Origin of the sequence: Jiangella anatolica, assembly GCF_003236295.1 — a bacterium.
Lineage (GTDB): Bacteria > Actinomycetota > Actinomycetes > Jiangellales > Jiangellaceae > Jiangella > Jiangella anatolica.
In genome coordinates this window covers 1-26,035 of the sequence record NZ_POTW01000040.1, presented here as the reverse complement: position 1 = coordinate 26,035, position 26,035 = coordinate 1, and the positions used below count along the sequence as shown (strand labels likewise).

Below are 26,035 nucleotides of genomic sequence, written 5' to 3'. Positions count from 1 at the left end.
CGCACTGGAAGGATCCCCATGGGCAACCTGTCCTTCGACTTCACCGGTCGCACGGCCATCGTCACGGGCGCGGCACGCGGCATCGGCCTCGCTCTGGCGACCCACCTCCGCAGGGCGGGCGCGACGGTCTACGTCGCCGACTACGACGTCGAGGAGGCCGGCGTCGCGGCGGCCGCGATCGACGCAGACGCGCTCCCGCTCGACGTCAGCGACACGGCGGCGGTCGAGGCGGAGGTCGCTCGCGTCGTCGCCGAGTCGGGCCGGCTCGACATCGTCGTCAACAACGCGGGCATCCTGCGCGACCGCGTCGTCTGGAAGCTCACCGACGACGACTGGAACGAGGTCATGGCCATCCACCTCGGCGGCACGTTCCGCATGACGCGCGCCGCGATCCCGCACTTCCGCAAGCAGGAGTACGGGCGCATCATCAACGTGACGTCGTACAGCGGCGTGCGTGGCAACACCGGCCAGGCGAACTACTCCGCGGCGAAGGCCGGCATCATCGGCTTCACCAAGACGGTCGCGAAGGAGGTCGCCGCCTTCGGCATCACCGTGAACGCGCTGCTCCCGAACGCCGCGACGCGGATGATCGAGTCGATCCCCGAGGCCAAGCTCGCAGAGCTCGCGGCCGTCGTGCCGATGGGCCGCTTCGGCCGCCCCGACGAGATGGCGGCGGCCGTGTCGTTCCTCGCCTCCGAGGAGGCCGGATACATCACCGGGATCACCCTGCCGGTCGACGGCGGGGCCTCGATGTGACGACCTCCATCACGCTCGCGGAGCTCACCTCGGCCGTTCCGATCGACCTCGGCCGCTCCAGCTGGACGACAGTCGATCAAGCGCGCATCGACACCTTCGCCCAGGCCACCGGCGATCACCAATGGATCCACGTCGACCGCGAGCGCGCCGCCGCCGGTCCATTCGGCACGACCATCGCGCACGGCTACCTGACCCTCTCGCTGATCTCGGGCTTCGTGTTCGAGCTCCTCGAGGTCGTCGACGCGTCGGCCGTCATCAACTACGGGCTGGACCGCGTGCGCTTTCCCAGCCCCGTGCCCGTCGGCTCGCGCGTGCGGGCCCACGGAGAGATCGTGCGGGCCGAACCCGTCGGCGACAGCATCCAGGTGCACACGCGTCTGGCACTCGAGATCGAGGGCCGGACGAAGCCCGCGTGCGTCGCCGACGTGCTCTCGCGCTTCCGGTAGACCCCACATTTCCGGGCCGCCCACCAGGCGTACTCCCGCTCTACCAGGCATGCATGGGTGGTAGAGCAGGAGAACGCCTAGCGAGGCACCGAGTTCAGCGTCGCTATCACCGGGGGAGTAGCGACCTGGTCGGTGCGGATGCACCGCACCTCGACCTGGAGGCTGGCGCCGTTGTTGCCTTTGCCCTGGGCGGTCCAGGCTGTTCGGTTGAAGGAGATGTGCGAAATTCGCAGGCTGCCGTGTCCGTCTGTCCAGTAGGCGCCGCCGGTGTAGGCGGTGTGGCCAGAGGGGCAGAACGCCGTCACCGTTGTCTGTACCCCGTCAGTCCTCGACGGTCCAGAGGCTGTGGCGCTCACGGACGTGCCGAGCTGGAAGGGATCGATGCAACGCAGGTAGCTCTCCATGGCGACGCCCGTCGTCGGCGAGTCAGCCTTCGCACTCCCATTGACCCAGAAGCTGCCGAGCGGCGCCATGGCGTTGAGGAACGGGCCGGAGCCCCCGGATGGCGCGTTCACGATCACGCCATCCTGTGTCGTGAATGCTCCGCCGCCAAACAGGGCCTTCCCGTCAGGGCAGCCGCGAAAGTCGCGGTAATGCGTGGTGTGTATCGAGCTGTCATACTGAGCCTGCACCGTGCGGGTCAGCGTGGCGACGCTGGACAGCTGCTCCGGCCAGGCGCAGATCACCTCCAGGTCCAGCACCCCCGTGTCCGGAGCCCAAAGAGGGAGCACGGCGCTGGCGTACCAGCCGTTCCCGTCGTAGGTCGGTGTCAGACCGGTGAGGAGCCCTGCGTTCGGGGCGGCGGCGGTGGCGCCGCCTGTCACGGCCTTCATGCCTTGCGGACAGGAGACATAGCCGCCGGCGCGGCCGGTGCTGTCCGGGTAGAGATATGCGTGGACTTCCCTGAAACTCGCCGGCTCCAACCTGTCCGGCGGTGCCGGCGGCGTGACGACGCCGATCGCGTGGATCTTCGACGCGCTGGCCGACCCCGTCGTGGTCAGGACAGCGCCTGCGCTCAGTGCCAGGGTCAGCGCCCCAGCGATCGCAAGACGACACACCGTACGCACGGTGTGGCCAGCTTTCCGGATGGTCATGTGCTCCCTTTTCTGTGCTTGCGTCGCGCTTCTGCGGCAACACCGCGTGCGTGAGTGGGTGAGCGGCCGCCGGTCAGGCGACGTGGCGACCTCGCCGGCGGGTGATCGCCGCGGCGGACTCGTCGTCGAGGAAGTCGATCACCAGTCGTGCGGGCGTGTCGAGATCGCCGCTCCACGGGAGGTGGTCGACGCCGTCGAGAGGGACGAACGCGGCGCCCGGGATGCGGCTGGCGAGGTCCTGGCCGAGCCCGACCGGCACCACGCGATCGGCCCGGCGATGGACGACGAGGGTCGCGGCGTCGATCTGCCCGAGCTGCGCCCGCGTGTCGAACGCGAACGCCGCCTCGAGCGACTGCGCCGCGCGCTCCGGGCTGGTGGAGGAGCGCAGGACGCGGGCGAAATCGTCGCGTTCGGCCACGGTCTGGCCGGGCAGCAGGAGGCCGGCCAGAATGTGTGAGCTCAGATCTGGATGCGAGCCGACGACGGTGAGCAGCGCTTCCTGGGTCCGCGGTGACGCGATGCGGTCGCCGGAGGCATACGCTCCGAACAGGACGAGACGATCCACGCGTTCGGGTCGCGTCGCGGCGTAGGAGCCGGCGATGCATCCCCCGCTGGAAGCCCCGAACAGGTCGACCGGTGCGCCGGGAACGCCCAGCACCCCGGTCGCCGCATCGACAACGGCGGCAAGGACCTCCACCTCCTCGGCCAGCGAGCTCGACACCGGGCCGGCGTCGGACAGTCCCGTTCCCCACCGGTCGTATCGGATCACCGTCTGATGCTCGGCGAGCTTCCGGACGAACCGCTGGAAGGCTGGGTCGTGCCAGTCCGGTTCGAGCCGGCTGAAGCTCCAGCTGGCGAAGACCAACGGTGGCCCGCTGCCGAGAGCGGACCATGCGATCGATCGTCCGTCGAGCATCGCGTAGCGAATCACCTGCTCGCCGGCCGCCGCTCCGTGTGACTCAGCCGCGACCGATCGCGGCCCGAGCCTGCGCGGCGGCGCGGCGATCTCGACGACCGTCTGGTCGTCGTCCTCGAGCCCGTCGCCGCCGGTCAGGATCTGCTGATGCAGCTCCTGAACCGAGATCGACGGTTCCACGCCGAGCTCGCCCATCAAGGCTTCGCGAAGGTCACGGAACACCGCCAGAGCATCGGCGGGCCGACCGCATCGCGCCAGTGCCGCCATGAGCAGCTTCCGTGGGTGTTCCCGCAGCGGGTGCACCCGCGTGAGCGCCTGCAGTTCGGGCACCACCTCGGCGTGCCGGCCGAGGATCAGGTCCGCCTCGACCCGTTGCTCCAGGACCCGCAGCCGTGCCTCCTCGAGCGCGACGGTCTCGGGGAGGCAACTCTCGAGCGCGATCCCGTCGAGCACGGGTCCACGCCAGAGCCGCAAGGCCTGCTGCAACAACGACGAACGGTGCTCCCACCCGGCTCGCGTTCGGTCGGCGCCGGATGTCCTCGCCGCGGCCACCAGGTCGTCGAACCTGCTCCGGTCCAGATCCCCTGGGCCGACCCGGATCAGATAGCCCGGTCCCTGGCGCTCGAGCGGCTGGTGCTCGCCGTCCGCGCCTGCCAGGGCCCGGCGCAGGTTCGCGACACAGCCGTGCAGGAGCTGGCGTGCGCTCGACGGCGGCTCGTCACCCCAGAGATGATCGACCAGCCGATCGGCGGGCACCAGCACGTTCGCGCTCAGCAACAGCACGCTGAGCAGCACCTGCTGCTGCGGGCCTCCCACCAGGACCGGACGTCCGTTCCGGGCAACCTCCAGCGGCCCCAAGATGCCATACCACATGCAGAATCCCCCCTCGGGTCGCAGTGGAGCCAGCATCGCCGTCGCCGGTGCGGTAGGCACTGAGCAATCACTACTCAGATCTCGGCTGAGTCTGCTCAAGTCCTGGAGCGGTGCCGGGCTTGGTCGCCAGCAGGATCTCGACCGGTCCGGGAAGGATCTCGATGTCGGAGAACCCCACCAGGTCCAGGATGCCGGCGTACTCGCTCAGCTCACGGAGCATGCTGGAACAGCTGTCCACGCCGATCAGGAAGTAGGACCAGAAGAACTGCCGCGCGAGCCGCTCGGGAGTCCGGAACTCCTCGCTGATCATCACCCGGCCACCGGGTGCCAAGGCCTGGAAGCCCCTCCGCAGCAGCTGGTGCGCAGTCTCCGCCGGCCAGTCGTGCAGGACGCGGACGAAGGACATGGCGTCGTAGCCCGTCGGCAGCGGTTCGGTGAGGAAGTCGCCGCCGACGAAGCCCAGCCGGGATCCGCAGTCCAGCGCCGACCGGGTCCGATCGACCAACGGCCGGATCGCGGGCAGGTTGTACACGTCGATCGTCAGTCCAGGAGTCCCGGGGAGCAGGCGCGCGGCCAGCGTGCCGTCGCCGCCACCGACGTCGAGCAGCCGGACCCGTTCCCGGCCGCCCCAGAGCCGCGGGGCGTTGGATCGAAAGCTCTCGACGAAGGGCCCGAGGCCCGCCGCCATGCTCTGCTCGAACGAGGCGATCTGCGCCTCGTCGGCGGGAGGCCAGCTGAAGGCCTCGTCGGGCATGCCGAAGTCTCCACGAAGGACCTCCGGCAGCCGGCCGTGCAGGACGGTCCAGGGATGACGGTCTCGGTCACGCTCGATCGACGCCGGACCGAGCACGTCATCGACGGCTTCCCGCAGACCGGCGACCGCGCGATACTCCCGCCGTTCTCCGGGGCGCGGCCGGGCCGGCTCGAGCAGGCCAAGGGACTCCAGGCAGTCGAGCAGCTTGTACAGCCGGCCGGGGATCAGCCCGAGACGGTCGCTGAGCTCGCCCAGCGTGACCGGCCCAGGGTCGAGCGCGTCGAGGATTCGCAGGTCGAGCGCCGCCTGCAGCACGTCGACCGCCTTCGATCCGTTGTACAGCAGGCTGATCAGAGCGCGCGGTGTCATCGGGCCAGCTCCGTCAGGGCATCCATGAACGTCTCCACCTCGTCGATGGTGTTGTAGAGGTGCGGCGCGACCCGCAGTCCGTCGCGCCAGCTGCAGATCAGGCCGCGCCGAGCCAGTCGAGGTACGACCTGACGATCGCCGGGGAAGCGCAAGTTGATCATGCCCCCACGACGCTCGGGCTCACGTGGCGTACGAACCTCGATCCCGGCTGCGTCGGCTCGCTGGATGATCGTGTCGGTGCAGCGCAGGGAGTGCGCCCGGATCTGCGCCGAGCCGGCCGCCGCCAGCAGGTCCAGGCCGACTCGCGACATCATCGCGGTGATCGGGATCGGCGTCCCGCCGGCGAAGCGCTGCGCGTCAGCCGCGGGTTCCGAGGACTCCTGGAACGCGAGCGGATCGGCGCCGGCGAACCACCCGGTGGCGGCCGGCCGGAGGGTCGGGAGCAGGTCGGGGCGCACGTACAGGAAGGCGGTGTGGGTGCCGCACATCCACTTGTGCGCCCCGCCGAGGACGAAGTCGGCGTCGAGTGCGCCCACGTCCAGCGGCACCGAACCGACGGTTTGGAAGGCGTCGACCACGACCAGCGCCCCTGCCTCGTGGGCGCGGGCGATGACTCGATCGAGGTCCAGGATCGCGCCGGTGGTGTAGCTGCCGTGGGAGACGCAGACGAGCCGGGTGCGCTCGTCGATCGCGGCCTCGAGCGCGTCGAGATCGAACTCCGGGCCGCCGGATCCGGCGGCCACGAGGTGGGCGCCGTGGCGGGCGAACCCCGCCCAGACGAACGGGACCGTCGGAAACTCGAGGTCACTGGTGACCACCCGGTTCCGCTCACCGCGGAAGTCGAAACAGCTGCCGATCCGGCCGAGGAGAGTGCTCACGTTCGTGTCGGTGACCACCGTTCCCCGGGGCGCGCCGATGAAGTCCGCGAGGGTGTCCCGGTAGGCGGTCAACTCGTCGAGCCAGCCGATCCAGGCCGTGTCGCGCCAATGGCTCAGGGTGTGCCAGTACGTTCGCAGGATCGGTTCGACGCCACGCGGGATCGCGCCGGTCGAGTTGCTGTTCAGGTAGACGCAGTCGGTCAGCACCGGGAACTCGGCCCGGACGGCATCGAGCACGCCGGTCACCCGGCCCGCTCCGCGCCGGGCCGGTGTCCGCCCTCCCGGCTCCAGGCCAGGGTCATCTCGTCCCGGGCGCGCCAGAGCGGGTGGAACAGCGGCTTGGTCATCCGGCCGATCAGGATCCTGGCCGGCACGCCGTCGAGCGCCTTGACGTCCCGCCCGACCCCGATCGTCCGCCGGACCAGCATGAAGTGGGCCACCAGCCACAGCTGGTAGCGCTCGTCGAAGTCCACCAGCAGTTCGCAGATGCGCTTCAGCTCCACCTCGCTCTCAGCTCCGTACACGTCAGTGACCTGCAGGTTTCGGCGTTCCAGCAGCCGGTCGAGCGCCTCCGCCACGTACCGCGCAGCGGTCTGGGTCGAGTTGAAGCCCGGTGACTCCTGACCGCTCCCGTTGCCGAGACTGCGCCGGATCACCTGATAGGTGTCCGGCGTGAGCGTCTCCAGGATCCGGATCTCGTCGCCGAGGCAGGAGCTGATCCTGATCACCCGGTCCAGCCGGGCGGCCACCTCCCAGAGGCGGTCGCGATCAAGATCGCCGACGATCTCGGTCAGCTCATGGGAGATCAGTTTGAGCCAGACTTCCTGCGCCTGGTGAACGATCTGGAACATCAGCTCATCGGAATCGGTCAGCAGTTCGGCCGACGTCTGCAGTGACAGCAGGTCCTTGGTCCGCAGGTAGACCTCGTAGTCGTGGCTGCCGTCGCCGACCCAGGTCTTCAGCACCGGATTGAAGATCGGCTTCGACAAGATCTCGCGCAGATCCTCCACGGCGCTCCGGCCGCCGGCCTGCGTCTGCGAGTCTCGCATCGGTGATCGAGTTCCTCTCGTCGAGTTGATCATCGGTTCAGCAGTTGTCGTGCGACGATGTAGCCGGAGCAGCCGTTGACACCGTGCCCCGGCCAGGTAGCCGCGCCGACGAGGTACACGTTCGGTACGGTCGAGCGATGGCTCGGCTGGCCGGGCAGGGGCCGGAACGTGTAGCTCTGGCTGAGATCGTGGCTGCCCCCGTACGGATCTCCCGGACCGCAGTTCGGGTTGAACCGGGCCAGGTCGTCGGGGCCGATGACGTGCCGATCGAGGATCGCCCTGGGCAGGTTCGGCGCATGCCGCCCGGCTTGCTCGATCACCCGATCGGCGAAGGCGTTCTTCACACTCTCGGTCCAGCCGTCGGCGCCGACCGCGATCTCGCCCGCGGCGTCGCCGCGGACGACGCAGGGCACCTCGAGCAACTGCAGCCGGGCGATCGACTTCCCCGGTGGGCACCGAGACGGATCGAGCGTCGACGGCGTGTCGAAGGAGATGGTCGGCTCGGCCGGCAGCAGCCCGCGCGCCGCCTCGTTGATCGCCTTCGACGTCGCGTCGAGACCGCCGCCGAGGTGGGGCTGCCCGACGCGGGCCAACCGGTCGTCGGCGAAGCGAGGCGGCTCTGACAGGGCGAGGTGGACCTGGACACAGCCGCGGCCGTAGCGATACTCCGAGGCCTGCCGCCGGATCAGCGGCGGTACGACCGCGGGCTCGTGGGCGAGCAGCTTGAGATAGAGCTGATCGGGATTGACCGAGGCCACCACGGCCCGCGTGGCATGGACGACGTCGCCGTCCGACGTGACCACGCCGACCGCGCGACCGTGCCGAACCACGATCTTGTCGACCTGCCGGTCGCACCCCACGACTCCGCCGTGGCGCCTGATCAGGCCGACCAAGGCGTCGACCAGGCGTTCACTGCCACCGGCCGGGATCGGCATACCGGCGCCGGTCAGGGCCAGCAAGACCAAGATCGTCCACAGCGCGCTGTTGGCGTCGTCCGGTCCGCGCCCGAGGTGCACCGCCCAGGGCGCGAGCATGCCGCGCAGGACGGGTGACCGGAACCGCTGCTCGAGCAGGTCGCGCGCGGTCCGCGTGAACAGGTGCGCGAACTCGGAGTGCCCACCGTCGGAGTCATGCAGCAGGCCCAAGATGATCTTGGCCGATGCCGGATCGGTCAGGTCCGCGCCGAACAGTCCGAAGATCGGCCCGGCCATCGGCTCGAAGTCCTCGAGGAGTTTGGCCAAGGCCGCGCCGTCGCCCGGGGCGAGCCGATCCGCCTCGGCGATGTTCTCGTCCGGATCGGTCGACAGGACCGCGGACTCGCCGGACGACAGCGAGATGCCGGTCGGGTAACGGGTGTTGCGATACTCCAGGCCGAGCTCGGTCAACTCGGGGCCGAGGTCGGCATAGGCCGGGCCTGCGACGAACAGCGGGTGGGCGGTCGAATAGGTGTCGTGACGGAACCCGGGCAGCGTGAGCTCGTCGGTCCGGACGAGGCCTCCCGGCCGGTCGTTGCGCTCCAGGATCACGACGCTCCAGCCGGCGCGGGCCAGGTAGGCCGCCGTGATCAGGGCATTGTGACCGCTGCCGATCACGATGGCGTCATAGGACTGCGAGTTCATTGATCATCCCGTCGTCGGTGCGAAGAGCTCCCGGTCCAGAGACCCTGCCTGTGGCGGCTGGGCAGAAGATCGGCAGTTCCTCGGCAGCGGCCCGCGGATCGGTGGCCGCTCGGGAGCCGCGTCGTGCGAGCATCGGAGCATGGACCGGAGACTTGTCGAGCGGGATCGTGAGCTGGTCGATCTCACCCACCTGGTGCGGCAGGCGGCCACCGGCGCCGGGCATGTGGTCCTGGTCTTCGGCGAGGCCGGGATCGGCAAGTCGCGGCTGGTCGACGCGATGCGGGCTCGGATGCCGGCCAACGGACGGATGTTGGTCGGCCACTGCGACGACCTGGTGACGCCGCGCACGCTCGGACCGTTCCGGGACATGGTCGACAGCGTGGGTGCCGACCTCGCCGCCGAGCTGGAGGGCGGCGCCGACCGTGATCGACTGCTGACCGCCCTGCTGGCGGAGCTCCAGCGCCGCGACCGGCCGACGTTGTTGGCCGTCGAGGACATCCACTGGGCCGACGAGGCGACCTTGGACGTCCTGCGCTATCTGGCGCGACGCATCGAGCAGCTCCCCGCGGTGCTGATGCTGACCTACCGCGACGACGAGTCGCCCGTCGGGCCGTCCCTGCAGCAGTTGCTGGCGGCCGCCGGCGGAAGCGACCGGTGCCGGCGGATGCCGCTGAGCCGGCTGTCCGCGGCCGCGGTCCGCGAGCTGGCGGCAGGGAGCCTGCTCAACCCGGACCAGTTGTACGAGGTCACGGCGGGAAACCCGTTCTTCGTCAGCGAGCTGCTCGCCTCGGGCTCGATTGGAAATGTCCCGCCGACCGTCGTCGACTCGGTCCAGGATCGACTGCTGCGCCTGCCCGCGGCCGGCCGCGCGGCGGTTCAACAGCTCGCCGTGATCCCGTCGGCGATCGACCGGTGGCTGGTGGACGAGGTCGTCCCCGGCGGGCTGGCGACCTTGGCCGAGGCGGAGGAGGCGGGCCTGCTGGTGGTGACGCCGCAACGGGTGGCGTTCCGCCACGAACTCGCCCGGCGCGCTGTCGCCGACTCGCTGTCGGGCATCCAGCGGACCCAACTCAACCGGGTCGTGCTGACGGCGTTGATCGGCCGTCCGGGCTCCGATGTCGCCCACATGGTCCATCACGCGTCGGCGGCCGGAGATCGGGAGGCCATTCTCCGGTTCGCGCCCATCGCCGCCCGGGACGCAGCCGTCAGCGGCGCTCATCGTGAGGCCGGCACCCACTATCGCGCCGCCTTGGAGTACGCCGGCGAGCTGACCCGGGACGAGCACGCGCGGCTGCTGGAGGGGTACGCCGTCGAGGCCTACATCGTCGGTGACGGTGCTGAGGCGGTGTCCGCCCAACTGTCGGCCCTCGAACTTCGCCGGTCGTTGCACGATCATCTCGCCGTCGGGCAGGGTCTCAGCTGGCTGGCTCGGATGCAGTGGTGGGGTGGAAACCGGCAAGCGGCCGAGCGAACGGCTGCGGAGGCGATCGAGGTCCTCGGCCGGCTCGGTCCGTCCAGGGAGCTGGCGCGCGCGTACAGCCATCAGTCTCAGCTCGACGTTCTTGCGCACAAGGCGACCGAGGCTCGGCTGGGTGCCGAGCGTGCGGTCGCGATGGCCCGGGCGACGGGCGATCGGGCCACGGTCGCCCACGCGTTGACCACGATCGGTGCCGCGCGGTGGCAGCTGGGCGAACCGGGGTCGACGGACGTTCTGCACGAGGCCCTGGAGATCGCGCTCGAGACGGGTGCCACGGAGGATGCCTGCCGGACCTACGTCTACCTTGCTTGGGAACTGATCGACACCTTCCGGGCGGGTGACGCCGAGCCGTACATCACGGCAGGACTCGAGCTCGCCGAACGGACCGAGCAGTTCGGCTGGGTCGACATGCTCTACATCATTCGCGCCACAGCCCTGTCCGCTCGCGGCTCGTGGGATGAGGCGGGGCGCACCGCACGCCTGGCGATCGGGCCCAGGGCGCACTTCCGCTGCCCGGCGCTCAACGTGCTGGGCCGGGTCAAGGCCAGGACCGGCGACCCCGAGGCCACCTCGGTGCTCTCCGCTGCGCTGGACCTCAGCCATCGAATCGGGGAGACGCTCTGGATCGGCTATGCGGCGGCGGCCGCCGCCGAGCACGCCTGGCTCCGCGGTGACGTTGGGTCGATCGCGGACATCGCCACCGGTCCGTACCAGGAAGCGCGACGGCTACGGATCCGTTCCAGTTGGGCCTGGCCCGAGCTGGCCTTCTGGCTGACGAAGGCCGGTCATCCGGTCGAGCCGCTCGGGACCGATGACCCGTACTCGCTGCTGATGGCGGGTCGTTGGCAGGAAGCCGCGATGCGATGGGACGCGGCGGGTTACCGGTATGAGCACGCGCTCGCGTTGAGCGAGAGCCCGGACCCGGCCGATCAACTCGCGGCCCTCGACGTCCTGCACGCGCTGGGCGCACGTCCGCTGGCTCAGCTGGTGCGGCGGAGGTTGCGGCAGAACGGCGTCAGCTCCGTACCGCGCGGTCCGACCATCAGCACCCGGGCGAACCCGCAGGGACTGACCGCCCGTCAGTACGAGGTGCTGCAGTTGCTCTCCGCCGGCGTGAGCGACGCGGAGATCGCCGAACGGCTGGTGATCTCGGTACGAACCGCGAGCAACCACGTGACCGCCGTGCTCTCGAAGCTCGGCGTACACAGCCGGGCCGAGGCGCGAAAGCAGGCGGCCACGTGGCTGGACGCTGCTCAGTAGCGCAGCGTCGCGAACACCGCGGCATGGTCGGACGGCCAACGTCCTCCTGCGAGGAGCCGGTCGAGCGAGGTGTCGCCGAGGATGTCCGTCTGCACCTCGACCGGCGTTCCGGTGACGAAGACGTGGTCGGGCCGGCGGTTGAGCTGGGGCTTCTTCTTGCGGAGGTTGACGGCCTGGCAGCAGGTATGACCAGGAGCCGGCGGGCTCGGATCGAGCTTCGCCACGTCACGGAAGCCGTTCGTCGACAAGATGGTGTGCGGCGGAACGACCAGCGGGCCGACCGCCTCGTCCTCAGGCCGGGAGGCGAGATCGCCGAGGACGATCACGGTCGGCCCGCCCGGCATGCTCTCGATCAGCGTGATCAGTTCCGACGTCTGGAACGACTGGAACGTCGCGAAGAGCGGGTCGATCGGCTCGGGTGTGTTCGACAGTTGCCGGTCGCGGTCTTCGACCCGGGTGGTGACGACCCGGTAGTCACGGCCGTTCACCGCGAGATCGACCCCGGTATAGCCGTGCTCCATGATGACGCGACCGTTCGGCAGGTCCGCATGATCGACGACCCCGTAGACGCACCCGTCCTGGCTCGGACGATTGCACTTCGGCCCGAACGGAGTCGGTGCGGCCGGGATGTCCTTGCGGACGAGGAGGACGTTGTGATCGGCCAGGCTGACCTGGGCCTCGAGCGAGCCGTTGCGGTCGAGGTCGACCGGAAACGTCGCGGAGAGGGTTCGGACCTGCGAGACCACCCGGTACTCGTCGCCGAACAGCTTCAGAGCCTGCAGCAGCAGATCAAGGTGATTGCGGTACGGGCCGGAGGCGTTGGCTCCGTTGAGCCGGATGTCGAAGACCTCCTGCAACGCGACTACGTGTGGCCGCGCCTGCGCGATCTCGTGCGCAAGCGAGACGGCGCGCAAGGGGAACCGATTGTCGGCGATCTGGTCCAAGGCCTTCCGGAGCTCGGTCTGGAACGTCGGCTGATCGGTCGCGGACAGCGCCGGGCGAAGATCGGCGCCGACGAACAGATTGTGAGTCAGTACCGCGATCTGTCCGGCCGGTTCGGTGGCGGCGTTCCGCTCCGGCGGCGGCTCCGCCCAGGCCGGCGGCGCCAGCTGCATGCTCGCTGCAAGCAGGACTGCCGTGATCATGGCAGCGGCCAGCCGCCCACGACGCAGTAAGCCCATGACGTTTCCTCCGTAGTCGCGTGTCCGGGCGCGAACCGCCCAGACGCGGACCGTATGCGCGGCCGCAGGGCAGCCGCTGGACACGTCCTGGGAGCAAAGTTGGTGGGCTCAGCTCCGACAATTTGCCCACTATTTGCCCAGAGCCTCGTGCAAGCGTGATGTGTCGCAGTCACCCAACGTGCAGGGAGGCAGCATGTCAACGACCACTCGGCGCCGGATGATCACCGGCGCCATCTCAGCGATGGTGACGCTCGCCGCTCTGGCGGCTCCGGCGATACCGGCCGCGGCCGCCGGCGACACGTCCCCGCCGACCGTGCCGGCGAACGTCCGGGTCGCGAACCTGTGGGGCACCGCGGTCGAGGTGGCCTGGGACCCGTCGACCGACGACAGCGCAAATCCGTCCTACCCGTACTACGAGATCATGATCGACACCCCGGACCCATGGACCGCGACCACCGCCAGGCCGACCAGAACCCAGCGGTTCGACGGCCTTGGAGCCGGCGTGCGCTACACAGTGTCCGTCCGGGCGGTCGACGGATCCGGCAATCGGTCGGCGTGGAACTCCGTCACGTTCACGACGCCGGGCCCGAACCCGCCCTCGCCGCCGCCGACCAACCTTCGCGCCGTGCTCGTCAACGGCGTTGTCGACGCCATCGCCTGGGACGCGCCGCTCGGGCAGGAGGGTGGAAGCAACAGCGCCACCATCTACTCCGGCCCGAACGTCGTCGCGGTTGCGACCGGCGGCCGGATCAGCGTCCGGGAGCTGCTGTTCGAGTGGTGCCTGGAGCCTGGGCAGTACACCTTCACGGTTCAGGCCGACGCCGGCCATAGTCAGCCGCTCACCGTCACGCTCCCGTCGCTCTGATCCTTCCCATCGGATGCCCAGCGCCGGCCGCCATCATCGGCGTACGAGGTCGCACCGACCCGCGGTGCGACACCACCCTGAGGAGGGCAGATGTTCTATCTCGCACGGATCGTCTCCAACCACAACCAGGTGCTTCTCCAGGACTAGGGAGGAGGTGCGGGGCCGGTCGCCCCAACCGGCCCCGCACCGGCCAGCCCGAAGGACATCGCCGTGACTCCACCATCGGTCCTCGCCGCAGCCGAGGAGGCGGCAGCGTGCGCCACCGCGCTGCTCGACGCCGGCCGGCTGGGTGCGGCGCGGGAGCAGTTCCAGGTGGCCCTGGAGCTTGCGGAGAGCGTCGTCGGACCGGATGCCGTCGAGCTCGTACCGCTGCTCAACGGCATCGGTGTCGTGGGCAAGTATCACGGCGACTTCGATGAGGCGGAGGCGGCGTACTGTCGCGCCCTGGCCATCCTCGACAGCGCCGACACCTCACTGGACCTCCTCCGGGCGGGCCTGCTGCACAACATCGCCGGCCTCGCACATGCGTGCGGCGACGCCACGGCGGCCGAGCCGATCGCGCGTGACGGCATCGCCCTGCGCCGGCGACTCGCGGGCGACCGGTCGCCGGAACTGGCCGCCGATCTTGCCGCGTTCGCAGCGATCCTCGTCGACCTGGACCGGCTCACCGAGGCACACACGATCCTCACCGAGGTGCTCGAGCGGTACGAAGAGGTCCACGACCATCTCGAGGTCGCCGTGACGCTCCACAATCTCGGCTCTCTCGAGCATCGATCCGGTGCGTTCGCCGCCGCCGTGGTGACCCTGACCCGCGCCGTAGGGCTGAAGGAGCGGGCACTGGGTCCCGATCACCCCGACGTCGCGATCAGCCACCACAACCTCGCCGCGGCACAGCTCGAACTGGGCCACGTAGCGGCGGCGCGCCGATCGCTCCAGACAGCGATCGGCATCCTCTCCGGCAAGGTCGCCGAGGACCACCCGACGCTGGCGTCGTGCCGCGCCCGGTTGAACCGGCTCGCCGCTCCGCCGGACGAGAGCTGAGCCTGGCGAGACGGCTTCGCGCGCGAGCGCCGGCGACGAGTGTGCCGGCGCCGACGTCGGGTACAAACCCCTACGAAACGGCCGCGCGGTCGCATGCACACCAGGAGGCAGTCATGATCGGATTCATCATCGCGGGGCTGATCATCGGCGCACTCGCTCGCTTGATCAAGCCTGGTAAGCAGGACCTCGGCTGGGTGGCGACGCTGCTGCTCGGACTCGCCGGATCCGTCATCGGCGGTCTGGTCGCGAACCTGCTCGGCACCGGAGACATCTTCGAGCTCAACGTCGTCGGCTTCGTCGTCGCCGTGATCGCGGCCGTGCTCCTGGTCGGGACCGCCGAGGCCATCAGCGCCCGCAACCGTCAGAACGCCTGACACCGGCGGCTCGCCGCCCTCATGGGGGCTGGCGAGCCGGCCGTCCGGCCTGAGATCTCGATCTCGCCGCTGTCGAAGGCGGCCTGCGGCGCACGGTGACCCGGCACTGAGGGCGGGTGGGCTCAGCCAGGAGCGCGTCCGCCCTCGACGAGAGCGTCGGTGGCGGCGCGACCGGCATCGGCCGTGCGCCGCAGGAAGTCGGCGAGCAGTTCCAGCTCGTCCGGATCGTAGTCGGCGAGCAGGCCGTCCATGGCGCTGTTCATGCCCGCGAACTTGCGGAACAGCTCGGGGTTGCGCTCGCGGCGAGCGCGGACGATGACAGCCCGGCGGTCGTCGGGGTCGCGCTCGCGCGCGATCCACTGACCACGCTCGAGGCGGTCGAGGATGCCGGTCAGTGTGGCGGCATGCAGCCCGGTTCGCCGCGCCAGCGCGCTGGGACTCAGTGGACCGTGGCGTTTGATGACGTCGAGGCAGTCGAAGTCGGTGTCGCGGAGCTCGAACGACGCGCTGATCTGGTGGTTCAACAGGGACAGCTGAACGCTCAGCTCGCGCATCGACTCCTTGATGTCGGCACCTGCCCGGCGCCGCCGGCGTCGCGCGTCGGCGTCCTCGCCGGTCGTCGTGGAGGTCATCTGCCGCGCCCTTCGCCGTTGGTTCCGCCTTCATATGGTCTGCCCCTCAAAGATTATCGCAGCGCAGGCTGTGATGCTCATCATAAGATACGGAACTCAAAATAGATGTTACGGTTCTCGTATCGTACGAGCCTTTGAGTAATGGGGAGACTCATCATGATGCTGGTGACCGGAGCGACCGGAACCGTTGGTCGGCCGCTGATCAACCTGCTGCGCATCGCAGGCGCCGACGTGCGCGCCGTCAGCCGCGACGTGGCGGCCGCGGACCTGCCGGCCGACGTCGAGGTCGTCGACGGCGACCCCGCCCGGCCGGACACGCTCGCCGCGGCGCTCGACGGCGTCACGTCGCTGTTCCTGCATCCGCGTGCCGTGGGCGACGCGGCCGCCGAGCTCGCGGACCTCGCCCGGCGAGGCGGAGTGCGGCGGATCGTCGCCCTCTCGGCCACGAACGTCGACGACGACCTGTCGGAGCAGCCGTCGCGGTTCGCCGGCGACCGCAATCGTGAGGCCGAGGAGGCCGCCGCCGGCAGTGGCCTGGAATGGACCAGCCTGCGCGTGAGCTTCTTCGCCGCCAACACGATCGCCATGTGGGGCGCACAGATCCGCAACGGCGACGTCGTCCGTTACCCCTACCCGGACGTCAGCGAGGCGCCGATCCATCAGCACGACATCGCCGGGGTGGCCGCGCAGGCCCTGCTCACCGACGAGCTGATCGGCCGGCGGGTCGTGCTGACGGGGCCGCAGTCGCTCACTCATGCCGAGATGGTCGGCGTCATCGGCGACGTCCTCGGCCGCCCGCTGCGCTATGAGGAGATCGGCCCGGGCGACGCCGTCGAGCGACTGGTCGCGCACGGACTGCCCGAGCCGTTCGCGGTCGCGCTGATGGCCAGGTACGGACGGCTCAGTGGCACCCGGCAGCCTGTCTCGGACGACGTCGAGACGATCCTCGGCCGGCCCGCCGGCACCTTCGCCCGGTGGGTGGCCGGCCACGCGGCCGCCTTCGCCGTCCGGCAGGAACGCCGATGAAGCTCACCGTCGCCGCGGTCGCGCGCGGTGTGAGCCTCCTGTTCGGGGGAGTCTTCGCCGGGTTCCTGGTGGCGGTCCTCGTCCTCGAGCTCAGCCTGCGTGACTTCGAGGCCGCGATCTACACGCAGGTCCGCCAGGTGGAGCTCGTCGGGCTCGACGATCTCGCCTCCGCCACCCTGCTCCCCGCGCTGGCCGCCACCGTGGTCCTCGTCGTCGCCGCAAGGAACCGCGGCGCCGGCCGCCGTCTCGTCGTCGTCGCTCTGGTTCTGCTGGTGGCTGTCCTCGTCACGACCCTCGCCGTCAACCTGCCGATCAACGGTGATCAGCTCGACTGGGACGTCCAGGCGCCGCCGGCCGACTGGTCGGACGTTCGGGACCGCTGGCAGCTCGCACACGCCGTGCGCACGGCGGCCGCCGTCGCGGCGTTCGGCTGCCTGACCGCGGCCGCGCTGCTCATTCGCACACCGACATCTGACACCGACGCCGCACACCGAGGAGAACGTCATGAATGAGGTCGACCGCAGGAGGCTGCTCTCGGGCGCCGCCGCGCTGACAGCCGGGGCACTGGCCGCCGGCACGAGCCGCCCGGCAGCCGCCGTCCGCGTGCCTGCGGGAGCGCCCGGCCCGACAGTGCTCCGGACGCCGGACCACCGCTTCGCCGGCCTGCCGGACTATTCGTTCGAACCGCACTACCTGCGGGTCCCGCTCGGCGACGGATCGCGCACCACGGTGCGGATGCACTACATCGACGAGCGGCCGGCCCGGGCGTCCGGTGAGACGATCCTGCTGCTGCACGGCAATCCGTCGTGGAGCTATCTGTATCGTCACGTGATCCCGGCCCTGGTGGCTGCGGGGCATCGGTGCGTGGCGCTCGACCTGGTCGGCATGGGGAGGTCGGACAAGCCCACCGACCGGTTCCTGTACACGTATCAGCAGCACATGGACTGGCTGACCGAGGCCGTGTTCGAGCGGCTGGGCCTGCGCGACGTGACGATGGTGTGCCACGACTGGGGTGGCACCCTCGGCCTGCGCCTGCTGGCCGAACACCCGGACCGGTTCCGTCGCGTCGTGGCGATGAACACCGGCCTGAAGACCGGCCGCGAGGACATCGACGGCGACGGATGGATGCACCTGGCCACCTGGCTGCAGTTCACCCAGCGCGCGAACCCGCTCACCGTGTCCGACGTCGTCGCCGGCTTCACGACGTCGACGCTCGATCCTGACGTGCTGGCCGCGTACGACGCGCCGTTCCCCGACGACCGGTACCAGCACGGCGTCCGCCGGTTCGCCGTGCTGATCCCGCTCTCCGAGCACGACGAGGCGACGCCGGCGTTCGAGGCGGCGTGGGAGGTGCTCGAGACGCTGGACCTTCCGTTCCTGTGCGTGTTCGGCGCGGACGACCACGTCACGGGCGGCCGGCACGAGGCGTTGAGCGGCCGGATCCCGGGCGCCGCCGGCCAGCCCCACACCGTCCTGGACGGTGCGCACCACTTCCTCCAGGAGGACAAGGCCCACGAGGTGGCCGCCGCCATCGACGACTTCATCCGCCGCACCCGCTCGTAGAAGGAGCACCATGGAACTCGACGAACTCACCACAGCCGACACCACCCCCAGCGCCGCCGAACCGCCCGGCGCGCCGACCGGCTGGCGCCGTGTCGTCGGCCTCGGGCTCGGCTTCGCCGTGCTGGTCGGCGTGCTCGTGACGGCGTTCGCATGGCCGCCGGCCGAGTCGGCTCCGCGCGACATCCCCGTCGCCGTCGTCGGCTCCGCTGCCGCCGCCGACCGTTTCGAGCGGCAGCTCGCCGAGACCCAGCCCGACGCGCTTGACCTGCGGCGGGCGGCCGACGCCGACACCGCCCGCCGGCTCATCGAGGACCGCGAGGTCTACGGCGCGATCGTCTTCGAGCCCACGGGAACGGCCCGCGTGCTGACCGCGTCGGCCGGCAGCCCGGTCGTCGCCCAGGTGCTGACGGGGATCGCCGGCCAGGTCGCGGAACCCGCAGCTGCCTCGCCGCCGGTCGAGGACGTCGTTCCGCTGCCCGACGCCGACCCCCGGGGCTCGGCGTTTGCCGCTGCGGCCCTGCCGATGGTGCTCGGCGGCATGGTCGTCGGCATCCTCATGTCGTTCCTCGTGACCGGCGTGTGGCGACGGGTGGCCGGCGCGCTGGTCGCGGCCGCGGCCGCCGGGGGAGTCGTGACCCTCGTGGCCCAGACCTGGCTCGGCGCCCTCCAGGGCAGTGTGTGGGCCAACGCGGGAGCGGTCGCCCTCATCGTCGCCGCGATCTCGCTGACCATCACCGGCCTGGTGGCGCTTCTCGGCCCCGCCGGCATCGGCCTCGGCGCCGTCGTCATGTTCCTGGTCGGCAACTCGATCTCCGGCGTCTCGTCGGCCCCGGAGTTCCTGCCGACCGGCTGGGGAGCGCTGGGCCAGGCGCTGCCAGCCGGGGCGGGCGGCACACTGCTGCGATCGACCTCGTACTTCGACGGGGCCGCGGCCATTGGTCCGGTGCTGGTGCTCACCGCCTGGGCCGTGGCCGGCCTGGCGCTCGTCGCGCTGGGCCGGCGCCTGCGGCCGGCGGCCCACCACGCCCTGGCGCGTTAGAAGCGATCGGAGCAGGGCGGGCAGGCGCGGCGCCCGCGGCGACGTCGGGTGAGGGCGCCTTCGTCCGTCCGGTCGTCACAGCCACGCCACGCGCAGTGCCGTCGTCGAGGCGAACGGGTCCTGGCCGCGGTGGGTGAGGAGGATCCCCTCGCCCTCGGGTGTGGCGGTGCGCACGGGGTCGCCGCCGCTCACCCAGCGGTTCCAGGCCGCGGCGAAGGCGCGCACACGGCGCAGGTTCGCGCCGAGGACCGACGGCACCGCGTGATAGACCACCGCGTTCGGTGGCGCATCTCCTGAGAGCCAGGCGCGGCCGGCCCGGCGCAGCGCCTCGGGACGGTCCGGGATGGTCCCGACGATGTAGCGCGGCACCACGTACCGGGGCGAGACCAGGGGCGCGAGCACCTCGTCGAGAGCGGTGACGAACAGGGCGGATGTATCGGCGCTCGTCCCGGTGAGGACGAGGCGGTACGTTCCGTCGCGCTCGACGGCGGCGGTCACCGCGGCGGCGCCGGCCTCGGACAGCCCCGCCTCGTGCAGGGCGTCGGCGACGGCGCAGGCGAAGGCGAGCGGGTCCGGCCCGGTGGTGGCCAGCTCGGCGAGGTCCCGTCCGGCCCGCAGCTGGGCGGCGCGGACGTGGCGCACCCGTACCCAGCCGGCCGCGGCCCCGAGCGTCAGGGTCACGGCGGCGGGCCACCACAGCGCCGCCGCAGCCAGCAGGGTCGTCAGCAGCGCTGCCAGCGCGGCCGCGGTCCGCCAGCGGTTCCACCGTCCGTAGGGCCGGGCCGCAGGGTGGCCGGGCCGGGCGGCGCCGTGCGAGGCCGGGACGAGAGCGGGCGGCCGGTGGCCTGGGCTGGACTCCGGGCGGAGCCCGGGTGGCGCAGAGCCGGCACGCTGCGGCGTCACCCGGATGGTGTGGACCAGCTCGTCGCGGTACGGCGTGCCGACCTGCCACAGCGCTCGCACCCGCTCTCTGTCCTCGGCCCGGGTGAGCATCAGGGCGTTCTCGGCGGGGAACTCGGCGACGGGCGGCGGCGCGAACGGCGAGAGCCGGGGATCGACGTGGCCGACCCCGGCGGCGATCTCGCCGGAGTCGGTGACGGCGAAGTAGCCGTCGTGCTTGCGGACGAACCGGTCCCAGCTGCTCGTGCCGCCGGGATGCTCCTCGGAGACGCACACGACGGTCCAGGTGTGTGCGACCTTCTCGGGCCAGTCCGGGTCGATGCGCAGCGCCCGGCCGCGGGTCTGCACCACCGCGGTCGGGGTGGTGGCGGTGGTGAGGTCGACCAGCGTGTTGACGCCTCTGGCGTCCCAGCCCTCGCCGAGCAGGGCCCGGGTGCCGACCAGCGCACGGGTCGCGCCGGTCTCGTAGAAGCGGGTGACCAGCGGCACCCAGTGCCGCGACCGCCAGTGGCCGGTGACGTCCACCGTCCCTGTGGCACGTTCCGGGATGTCGTCGAGGTCGAGGCCGGGCGCGTGGTCGCGGACGAACGACACCAGCTCGCGCGCCGTGACCGCGTCGGCAGCCACGGCGCGGCCGGTGACCAGGATCGGGCGCAATGCGGCAGTGCGCGCGTCGGACAACAGGCGGGCGAGCACCAGCCGCGCCGACCCGGCGTCGGCGTCCAGGACGCCGCGCAGGCGGGCCGGCAGCGTCGCCGCCGCGCGCTCGTGGTCGCACAGCACCAGCGCGCGCAGCCGTTCGCCGAGGTTCACCGTCTCGGCGGCCAGGATCTCCACCGTGGCGTCGGTCGTCGCCTCGCTCCGGGCCAGGACCCGGTCGACGGGGGAGCGGCCACGGCGGATGCCGCGCTTCGTGAGCTGGTACCCGATGCCCGGCAGGGCGTTCTTGATCGCCTCGACGGCGGCTCGGTCGCGCGGGTCATCCGACGTCAGCAGGCCTGCCGACACCCAGTCCTGCAGCAGCGCCACCCAGTCCTGCGCCGTCGGGTCGTGCCGGTGCTCCTCGCGCACGACGGCGCCGTCGGGAAGGGCGAGCAGCCCGGCGTGGTGAAACCGGAGCGCGGCCGCCGCCAGCTCCGGCGCGTCCCCCTCGAGCCGGGACCAGGCGAGCGGTGACGCCGGGCCGGTGCCGGTCCGTCGCGTCACGAATCGCTCGTCCAGCCAGCTCAGCAGGCCGACGCTGGCGAAGTCCGGTGCGAGCAGGTCGTTCTGGAGCTCCGCGAACCGCTCCGCCTCCGCGGCCAGCCACTGCGACTCCGTCGGCGACGGCGAGGTGAACCAGGCCAGTTCGGCGAACGGCGCCAGGTGTCCCTCCCGCACGACCGCGGGGATCGACGTGCTGTAGAGCGGCGCCCCGAACAGCCGGTCGACCAGCTCGGCCTGGCCGGCGGTCAGTGTGCTCGGCGGCGTCCCCGTCAGCCCGATGACGTGCGCCTTGGGCAGGTCGTCGAGCAGTTCGGCCAGCAGCCGGCCCCACACCTCCAGCAGGTGGTGGCACTCGTCGAGGACGAGGGTGATCGGCCCGGCCGTCTCCAGCGCCTCGACCAGCGCGCGGCCGTTCTCGTGCAGGCGGCCGCGCAGGCCGCCCGTACGCCAGTGCCCCTCCTCGTCGACCTCCGCGTCCGGGTCGAAGGTGGCCAGCGCCTGATACGTCAGCGCCGTCACGGGGGCGCTCAGGCTGCGGTCCGTCCCGGCCGGGATGTGCGCCGGGGTGAACTCACGCCACGCCGCGACCCACTGTCCCTGGATGGCCGTGTTGGGCCCGAACACCACGACCGGCTGTTCGAGGCGTCGGGCCGCCTCCAGCCCGACGAGGGTCTTGCCGGCGCCGGGCGGCAACACCACCCACGCCCGCTGCCGCCCCGCGGCGAACGCCTCGCTCAGCGCGTCCAGGGCGAGCCGCTGGTGGCGCCGGAACGGCCGCGGATACCCGGCCGTCGCCCACCCCACCTCGTCGCGCATCGGTTCATCATGCCCGAGGGCACGAAAGGCCAGCGCCCATGCCGAGGGCGAGGTTGTCGTCGTTCTGACCCGAGACGCCCGCACCGGTGCGGCGCGCCGGACGTGATGTCTGGCGCGCCGCGTCTGCCGGTGGGCCCGATGACTCAGCTGAGCGCGTCGATCAGATCCAGCAGTGCTTGCTCGAGCGTGGCCTGGCCGGCAGAGTCGTCGACCTCCCCGACGGCGTGGTTCAGCTGAGCCAACGCCGACCTGACATTGCCCTTGTCGGCCTGCTTCTCGGCCTGGTCGACAGCCTGCCGGACCCTCTCAGCGGTGTTGGCGTCGATGTCGGCGGCCCGGACGACCTGGTCGAGGTTGGCGAGCACCACGGCGAAGCTCGGCGCCGCGACCAGTTCGGACATCAGCTGGGAGTTGAACTGGTCCAGCTGTACCTCGGAGGCCGCCTCGATCTCGTTCGCGGTCAGCAGCTCGTTCGCCACCAGCCCGTACGTGTCGAAGCCACGGGCGATCTCGGTGCCGTAGATGAAGCCGTTGTACCAGTAGGCCGACCACAAGCCACCGAGGTTGAGCCCGGACGGGTTCGGGGAGTTGATCGGGCCACGGTCGAAGTACGCGATCTCGACCGGGTTCGCGGTGTCGGTGAAGTCGATGACCGAGACGCCGCCCTGGTACCAGGCCTGGACGTAGATGTCGCGGTTGGGCACCGGGATGACCGACGAGTTGTGCGCCACGCAGTTCTCCTGCGACGTCTGCACCGCCGGCATCTTGAAGTAGCTCGCGAACTCCATCTGCCCGTCGACGATGTCGAACAGTGCGTCGGCACCCCACTCCAGCCGGTCGGTCACCCGGCAGCGGGCGGAGGTGCCGCCACCCCACTCGTCGGTGAACATGACCTTGGTGCCGTCGTTGCTGAACTGGGCCGAGTGCCAGTAGGAGAAGTTCGGGTCGGAGACCGCGTCGATGCGTACCGGGTTCACCGGGTCGGAGATGTCCAGCAGGATGCCGTTGCCCTGGCAGGCGCCGGCGAGCAGCCCGACCTCCGGGAACGCGGTGACGTCATGGCAGGTGTTGGTGTTGGGCAGTGGCGAGTAGGCCGTACCGGACGGGTGCAGCGCGCCAGGAAGGGTGTTCTGCAGGCCGTTGAAGGCGCCCGTGTCGGGGTCGGTGAAGATCCGCGGTTGGCTGACGACGTGGGCGTCCTCGGGTGCGTCCAGCGGGACCTTGATGACGTCGATGCGCCACTGCGTCGGGTTCCCGCTGGTCACCGGGGCCTGAGTGAGCGCTGCGTTCTCGCACCCCGCCAGCTCGGCCGACGGGCGCACCCCCGCGGTGCCCGAGTTGTAGACGTAGATGTTGTGCGGGTCGTCCGGGTCGGTGACCAGCGTGTGGGTGTGCGAGCCGCGGCATGTCTGCACGCCAGGCAGCTGGACCGGGTTGTCGAGGTCACTGATGTCGAAGATGCGCACGCCGCGGAACCGCTCCGGGTTCACCGCGCCGGGTGCGCCCTGCGTGCCGCAGTCGATGCGCCCACGCGTCTCCTCGACCGAGATGAAGAGCAGGTCTCCGAACACCGAGGGGTCACCCTGCCCGCCCGGGCAGACGAACGAGCTGCGCAGGACGGGGTTGGTCCGGTCGGAGATGTCGTAGATCTGGAAGCCGTTGAAGCTGCCGACGATCGCGTTGTCGCCGGTGAACGCCAGGTCGGAGTTGACGAACCCGAAGTTGCCCGGCGGCGCGTCGAACGGCGCCACCCGCGGGTCGTTGTCGAGCAGGTCGAGGTTGCTGCTGGCTTCTGACCAGGGGAAATACCCCGGCTCGAGGCCGACCCGAGGGTCGTCGTCCTGCGCGGAAGCCGCCGCGGGGAGAAGGCCGCCGAGCAGGAGCATGGCCCCGATGACCGTGACGCTGCGGCGTCTGATGCGCGGTGTGCGTGTGGGAACTGCTGGCTTCATTGCCACGGGCTCTCCACCTCCGAGGAACCGTTCCGGCCCTATCCTTGTGGCTGCTTACTATCCACCCATTTCCGACATAAGGGGAGATCGCCGGTGATGTTGATCGCTCGCCGAACGCTCCTCGCCGTGCTGGCGGCCGGCGTCGTCGCGGGGTGTACGTCCGACGACGAGGCGGACCCACCTCCGGTCGTCCAGCTCGGCCCGCCGGGCGAGACGGGCACACCACTCACCGACGGCGAGGTCGCCGAGCTGGACCAGCCCCAGTACACCGATGCGGACGTCGCCTTCGTCCACGGCATGATCCAGCATCACGCGCAGGCGCTGGTCATGACCGACCTCGTCGCCGACCGCGCCGGTAGCGACGACCTCTCCCTGATGGCGGAGCGCATGGACGTCTCGCAGCGCGACGAGATCGCCCTGATGGAAGAGTGGCTGGAGAGCCGGGGCGAGGACGTCCCCGACGCGTCCGGCGAGCACGGTCACCACGGCCAGCACGGCGAGGATGACCAGTCGATGCCCGGCATGCTCACCGACGACGACCTGTCCCGGCTGGAGGCCGCAACCGGCCGGGACTTCGACGAGCTGTTCCTCCTGTACATGATCCGCCACCACGAGGGCGCACTGGTCATGGTCGACGAACTGCTCTCCGGCGGTGAGGGCGGCCAGGAGTCGGCGCTGTTCCAGCTCGCCCAGCACATCGACTCCGACCAGAGCATCGAGATCGCCCGGATGAAGAGCCTGCTGGCAGAGATGGCCGCCTCCCCGGGCTCTTGAGCGACCGGCTACCCAGCAGACTGAGCGAGGCAAGAGGGCGTTAGTCCACTGGCGGACCGCTCACGGCGATCGCTCGAGCGCCACCTCGATCTGCTCGAAGAGCGGCAGCTGGATTCTCGACAGGGTGAGCCGAGCGGATGCGTATCCAGACCCGGGTGAAGTCGTCGATGTTCGCGCTCGCTGAGAGGCCCGACCGGCACCTGGGTCGCCGGCCGCCGTATGGGTGTCGGCTCGCGGACGCGGGCCCGCATCCGAATCCGGCGAAAGCGGCGATCGGGCAGCGGTTGCATCGGCTGGAGCCCGATCCGACGTCGCCGGCTACGGCTTGCGTGCGGTCGCGCAAGCACTTACCGACAAAGGCGCGCCGTCGCCGTCGGAGTACGACCCGCGGCGCAACCCGCACCACGAGCCGTGCGGGTGCCGCACGCCGGAGCCGCTCGCTGACGACGGCTGTTCCCTCGCCGGGAGAACCGTCTACAGGCCAGGGTCAAGCCGGACACCAGGAGACCACGGGCGGCAAGTCGTCGATGCCCCTGTCCGGGCGGTTGTCGTGTGGGCTTTGCGGATTCCGCATGATCGCCGAGGCAGAGGCAGCGCGGATCGAGAGTCTGCAGGGGAACCTCGCCGCTCTCGAACGCAAGATCGCCAATCTCGTGTCGGCAGTCGAGGGATCAGGCCACGCGCCCGAGATCCTGATCTCTCACCTGCCCGCGCGGCAGGCCATGGCGGCTGAAGACTTTCAGGCGCAGATCGACCAGGTCGGTGGACTTGCCTTAGCTCTGGGGAGCGCGACGGACGACGAGAAGGCTGACCGGTACCAGAAGCTGGGTCTGAATGCGACCTACGAACCCCTGGCACATCAGCTCCAGCGGAGCTTGTGCCAGGGGAGTCGATGTGTCCGAGGGGGGACTTGAACCCCCACCCCCTTGACGGGGACTAGCACCTCAAGCTAGCGCGTCTGCCTATTCCGCCACCCGGACTTGCGGCGCTTCGAGGAGCGCCAGCGGCTGCGTAACCATACCAAACTCGCGGGGTCCTCTGTCCAACCAGCCACCCCTCGACGCGGGGAAAAGATGGGCGTGATCGGCCCGCCCGGCCACGTGATCATGTCTATGCTCGATTTCAACGCCTCGCGCAGGGGGATGGGCGGGGCTGCCGACCACGAGGAATCGAGG

At 70.5% G+C, this 26,035-nt stretch carries 22 protein-coding genes, 1 tRNA gene and 1 pseudogene; 13 read left to right on the top strand and 11 right to left on the bottom strand.

Annotation, left to right across the window (positions count from 1 at the left end; all coding sequences use genetic code 11):
- The first annotated feature begins 18 nt into the window (after nt 1–18).
- Together fabG and C1I92_RS17100 are read left to right on the top strand one after the other, a co-directional pair.
- Nucleotides 19–756 carry a 3-oxoacyl-ACP reductase FabG gene (gene fabG, locus C1I92_RS17105; protein ID WP_111255861.1) on the top strand — a complete coding sequence of 246 codons (738 nt, stop codon included), beginning with the start codon at nt 19–21 and terminating at the stop codon, nt 754–756.
- Nucleotides 753–1,202, top strand: coding sequence for a MaoC family dehydratase (locus C1I92_RS17100; RefSeq protein WP_111255860.1), 450 nt, complete (start codon nt 753–755; stop codon nt 1,200–1,202). Before fabG ends, C1I92_RS17100 begins: the two co-directional genes overlap by 4 nt.
- Before the next feature lie 77 nt (nt 1,203–1,279).
- Here C1I92_RS17100 and C1I92_RS17095 read toward each other — a convergent pair whose 3' ends face one another.
- From C1I92_RS17095 to C1I92_RS17070, 6 genes are all read right to left on the bottom strand, one after another.
- The gene (locus tag C1I92_RS17095; protein ID WP_111255859.1) at nt 1,280–2,296 is read right to left on the bottom strand and encodes a hypothetical protein; all 1,017 of its coding nucleotides are present in this window, start codon (nt 2,294–2,296) and stop codon (nt 1,280–1,282) included.
- A 73-nt stretch (nt 2,297–2,369) separates the two neighbouring features.
- Entirely contained in the window at nt 2,370–4,085 is a 1,716-nt protein-coding gene (locus tag C1I92_RS17090) for a bifunctional AfsR/SARP family transcriptional regulator/alpha/beta hydrolase (protein WP_158564179.1), read from the bottom strand.
- A 70-nt stretch (nt 4,086–4,155) separates the two neighbouring features.
- Nucleotides 4,156–5,208 carry a methyltransferase gene (locus C1I92_RS17085; RefSeq protein ID WP_111255857.1) on the bottom strand — a complete coding sequence of 351 codons (1,053 nt, stop codon included), beginning with the start codon at nt 5,206–5,208 and terminating at the stop codon, nt 4,156–4,158.
- Complete coding sequence (locus C1I92_RS17080; RefSeq protein WP_199521308.1) at nt 5,205–6,332, bottom strand: aminotransferase class V-fold PLP-dependent enzyme; 1,128 nt, start codon at nt 6,330–6,332, stop codon at nt 5,205–5,207. The genes C1I92_RS17085 and C1I92_RS17080 overlap by 4 nt, the downstream gene beginning before the upstream one ends.
- On the bottom strand, nt 6,329–7,135 hold the full coding sequence (locus C1I92_RS17075) for a tryptophan 2,3-dioxygenase family protein (protein WP_111255856.1): 807 nt from the start codon (nt 7,133–7,135) through the stop codon (nt 6,329–6,331). The genes C1I92_RS17080 and C1I92_RS17075 overlap by 4 nt, the downstream gene beginning before the upstream one ends.
- Before the next feature lie 29 nt (nt 7,136–7,164).
- Nucleotides 7,165–8,754 carry a phytoene desaturase family protein gene (locus C1I92_RS17070; RefSeq protein ID WP_111255855.1) on the bottom strand — a complete coding sequence of 530 codons (1,590 nt, stop codon included), beginning with the start codon at nt 8,752–8,754 and terminating at the stop codon, nt 7,165–7,167.
- Between the two features lie 139 nt (nt 8,755–8,893).
- Here C1I92_RS17070 and C1I92_RS17065 point away from each other — a divergent pair, with 139 nt between their 5' ends.
- On the top strand, nt 8,894–11,491 hold the full coding sequence (locus tag C1I92_RS17065; protein WP_111255854.1) for an ATP-binding protein: 2,598 nt from the start codon (nt 8,894–8,896) through the stop codon (nt 11,489–11,491).
- Here C1I92_RS17065 and C1I92_RS17060 read toward each other — a convergent pair.
- A complete protein-coding gene (locus C1I92_RS17060; RefSeq protein ID WP_146605177.1) occupies nt 11,485–12,672 on the bottom strand; it encodes an endonuclease/exonuclease/phosphatase family protein in 1,188 nt (395 codons plus the stop codon). The two genes, C1I92_RS17065 and C1I92_RS17060, sit on opposite strands and share 7 nt — an antisense overlap.
- A 193-nt stretch (nt 12,673–12,865) precedes the next feature.
- Between C1I92_RS17060 and C1I92_RS17055 the strand changes: the two genes are divergently transcribed.
- From C1I92_RS17055 to C1I92_RS17045, 3 genes are all read left to right on the top strand, one after another.
- Entirely contained in the window at nt 12,866–13,537 is a 672-nt protein-coding gene (locus C1I92_RS17055) for a fibronectin type III domain-containing protein (RefSeq protein ID WP_111255852.1), read from the top strand.
- A 210-nt stretch (nt 13,538–13,747) separates the two neighbouring features.
- Nucleotides 13,748–14,578, top strand: coding sequence for a tetratricopeptide repeat protein (locus C1I92_RS17050; protein ID WP_111255851.1), 831 nt, complete (start codon nt 13,748–13,750; stop codon nt 14,576–14,578).
- A 113-nt stretch (nt 14,579–14,691) separates the two neighbouring features.
- Nucleotides 14,692–14,952, top strand: coding sequence for a GlsB/YeaQ/YmgE family stress response membrane protein (locus tag C1I92_RS17045; protein WP_111255850.1), 261 nt, complete (start codon nt 14,692–14,694; stop codon nt 14,950–14,952).
- Between the two features lie 122 nt (nt 14,953–15,074).
- Here the strand turns inward: C1I92_RS17045 and C1I92_RS17040 are convergent, their stop codons facing one another.
- Nucleotides 15,075–15,584 carry a MarR family winged helix-turn-helix transcriptional regulator gene (locus C1I92_RS17040; protein WP_111255849.1) on the bottom strand — a complete coding sequence of 170 codons (510 nt, stop codon included), beginning with the start codon at nt 15,582–15,584 and terminating at the stop codon, nt 15,075–15,077.
- Between the two features lie 153 nt (nt 15,585–15,737).
- On the opposite strand from C1I92_RS17040, the gene C1I92_RS17035 reads away from it, so the two are divergent.
- The 4 genes from C1I92_RS17035 to C1I92_RS17020 are packed head-to-tail and all read left to right on the top strand — an operon-like array spanning nt 15,738 to nt 19,212.
- Nucleotides 15,738–16,610 carry an NAD(P)H-binding protein gene (locus C1I92_RS17035; RefSeq protein ID WP_369124112.1) on the top strand — a complete coding sequence of 291 codons (873 nt, stop codon included), beginning with the start codon at nt 15,738–15,740 and terminating at the stop codon, nt 16,608–16,610.
- Nucleotides 16,607–17,122: an anthrone oxygenase family protein gene (locus C1I92_RS17030; RefSeq protein WP_111255847.1), complete on the top strand. Its 516-nt coding sequence runs from the start codon at nt 16,607–16,609 to the stop codon at nt 17,120–17,122. The genes C1I92_RS17035 and C1I92_RS17030 overlap by 4 nt, the downstream gene beginning before the upstream one ends.
- Nucleotides 17,115–18,173 (top strand): haloalkane dehalogenase, encoded by a 1,059-nt coding sequence (locus C1I92_RS17025; protein ID WP_111255846.1) that lies wholly within the window; start codon nt 17,115–17,117, stop codon nt 18,171–18,173. The genes C1I92_RS17030 and C1I92_RS17025 overlap by 8 nt, the downstream gene beginning before the upstream one ends.
- Before the next feature lie 10 nt (nt 18,174–18,183).
- Nucleotides 18,184–19,212 (top strand): hypothetical protein, encoded by a 1,029-nt coding sequence (locus C1I92_RS17020; RefSeq protein WP_199521306.1) that lies wholly within the window; start codon nt 18,184–18,186, stop codon nt 19,210–19,212.
- A gap of 75 nt (nt 19,213–19,287) precedes the next feature.
- Here the strand turns inward: C1I92_RS17020 and C1I92_RS17015 are convergent, their stop codons facing one another.
- Both C1I92_RS17015 and C1I92_RS17010 read right to left on the bottom strand, forming a co-directional pair.
- Nucleotides 19,288–22,134, bottom strand: a complete 2,847-nt coding sequence (locus C1I92_RS17015; RefSeq protein ID WP_111255845.1) for a DEAD/DEAH box helicase — start codon at nt 22,132–22,134, stop codon at nt 19,288–19,290.
- Between the two features lie 143 nt (nt 22,135–22,277).
- Nucleotides 22,278–24,020, bottom strand: a complete 1,743-nt coding sequence (locus tag C1I92_RS17010) for a methyl-accepting chemotaxis domain-containing protein (protein ID WP_199521305.1) — start codon at nt 24,018–24,020, stop codon at nt 22,278–22,280.
- Nucleotides 24,021–24,182: 162 nt separating this feature from the next.
- On the opposite strand from C1I92_RS17010, the gene C1I92_RS17005 reads away from it, so the two are divergent.
- The 3 genes and pseudogenes from C1I92_RS17005 to C1I92_RS17000 all read left to right on the top strand — a co-directional run bounded on the left by C1I92_RS17005 (nt 24,183) and on the right by C1I92_RS17000 (nt 25,774).
- Nucleotides 24,183–24,860: a DUF305 domain-containing protein gene (locus tag C1I92_RS17005; protein ID WP_111255843.1), complete on the top strand. Its 678-nt coding sequence runs from the start codon at nt 24,183–24,185 to the stop codon at nt 24,858–24,860.
- A gap of 131 nt (nt 24,861–24,991) precedes the next feature.
- Nucleotides 24,992–25,278 (top strand): annotated as a pseudogene (locus C1I92_RS35630) (recombinase family protein); the annotation flags it as partial.
- A gap of 154 nt (nt 25,279–25,432) precedes the next feature.
- Nucleotides 25,433–25,774: a hypothetical protein gene (locus tag C1I92_RS17000; protein ID WP_111255842.1), complete on the top strand. Its 342-nt coding sequence runs from the start codon at nt 25,433–25,435 to the stop codon at nt 25,772–25,774.
- Here the strand turns inward: C1I92_RS17000 and C1I92_RS16995 are convergent.
- Nucleotides 25,756–25,840: transfer RNA gene (locus C1I92_RS16995), tRNA-Leu, on the bottom strand. The genes C1I92_RS17000 and C1I92_RS16995 overlap by 19 nt on opposite strands.
- Nucleotides 25,841–26,035: the final 195 nt, after the last annotated feature.

Bases quoted from the DNA above. Each gene is read 5' to 3' on its own strand.
- C1I92_RS17010 (WP_199521305.1), bottom strand. From the start codon at position 24,020: ATGCTCCTGCTCGGCGGCCTTCTCCCCGCGGCGGCTTCCGCGCAGGAC.
- C1I92_RS17060 (WP_146605177.1), bottom strand. From the start codon at position 12,672: ATGGGCTTACTGCGTCGTGGGCGGCTGGCCGCTGCCATGATCACGGCA.
- C1I92_RS17040 (WP_111255849.1), bottom strand. From the start codon at position 15,584: ATGACCTCCACGACGACCGGCGAGGACGCCGACGCGCGACGCCGGCGG.
- C1I92_RS17070 (WP_111255855.1), bottom strand. From the start codon at position 8,754: ATGAACTCGCAGTCCTATGACGCCATCGTGATCGGCAGCGGTCACAAT.
- C1I92_RS17085 (WP_111255857.1), bottom strand. From the start codon at position 5,208: ATGACACCGCGCGCTCTGATCAGCCTGCTGTACAACGGATCGAAGGCG.
- C1I92_RS17030 (WP_111255847.1), top strand. From the start codon at position 16,607: ATGAAGCTCACCGTCGCCGCGGTCGCGCGCGGTGTGAGCCTCCTGTTC.
- C1I92_RS17045 (WP_111255850.1), top strand. From the start codon at position 14,692: ATGATCGGATTCATCATCGCGGGGCTGATCATCGGCGCACTCGCTCGC.
- C1I92_RS17015 (WP_111255845.1), bottom strand. From the start codon at position 22,134: ATGCGCGACGAGGTGGGGTGGGCGACGGCCGGGTATCCGCGGCCGTTC.
- fabG (WP_111255861.1), top strand. From the start codon at position 19: ATGGGCAACCTGTCCTTCGACTTCACCGGTCGCACGGCCATCGTCACG.
- C1I92_RS17020 (WP_199521306.1), top strand. From the start codon at position 18,184: ATGGAACTCGACGAACTCACCACAGCCGACACCACCCCCAGCGCCGCC.
- C1I92_RS17095 (WP_111255859.1), bottom strand. From the start codon at position 2,296: ATGACCATCCGGAAAGCTGGCCACACCGTGCGTACGGTGTGTCGTCTT.
- C1I92_RS17000 (WP_111255842.1), top strand. From the start codon at position 25,433: ATGATCGCCGAGGCAGAGGCAGCGCGGATCGAGAGTCTGCAGGGGAAC.
- C1I92_RS17065 (WP_111255854.1), top strand. From the start codon at position 8,894: ATGGACCGGAGACTTGTCGAGCGGGATCGTGAGCTGGTCGATCTCACC.
- C1I92_RS17025 (WP_111255846.1), top strand. From the start codon at position 17,115: ATGAATGAGGTCGACCGCAGGAGGCTGCTCTCGGGCGCCGCCGCGCTG.
- C1I92_RS17075 (WP_111255856.1), bottom strand. From the start codon at position 7,135: ATGCGAGACTCGCAGACGCAGGCCGGCGGCCGGAGCGCCGTGGAGGAT.
- C1I92_RS17055 (WP_111255852.1), top strand. From the start codon at position 12,866: ATGTCAACGACCACTCGGCGCCGGATGATCACCGGCGCCATCTCAGCG.
- C1I92_RS17005 (WP_111255843.1), top strand. From the start codon at position 24,183: ATGTTGATCGCTCGCCGAACGCTCCTCGCCGTGCTGGCGGCCGGCGTC.
- C1I92_RS17090 (WP_158564179.1), bottom strand. From the start codon at position 4,085: ATGTGGTATGGCATCTTGGGGCCGCTGGAGGTTGCCCGGAACGGACGT.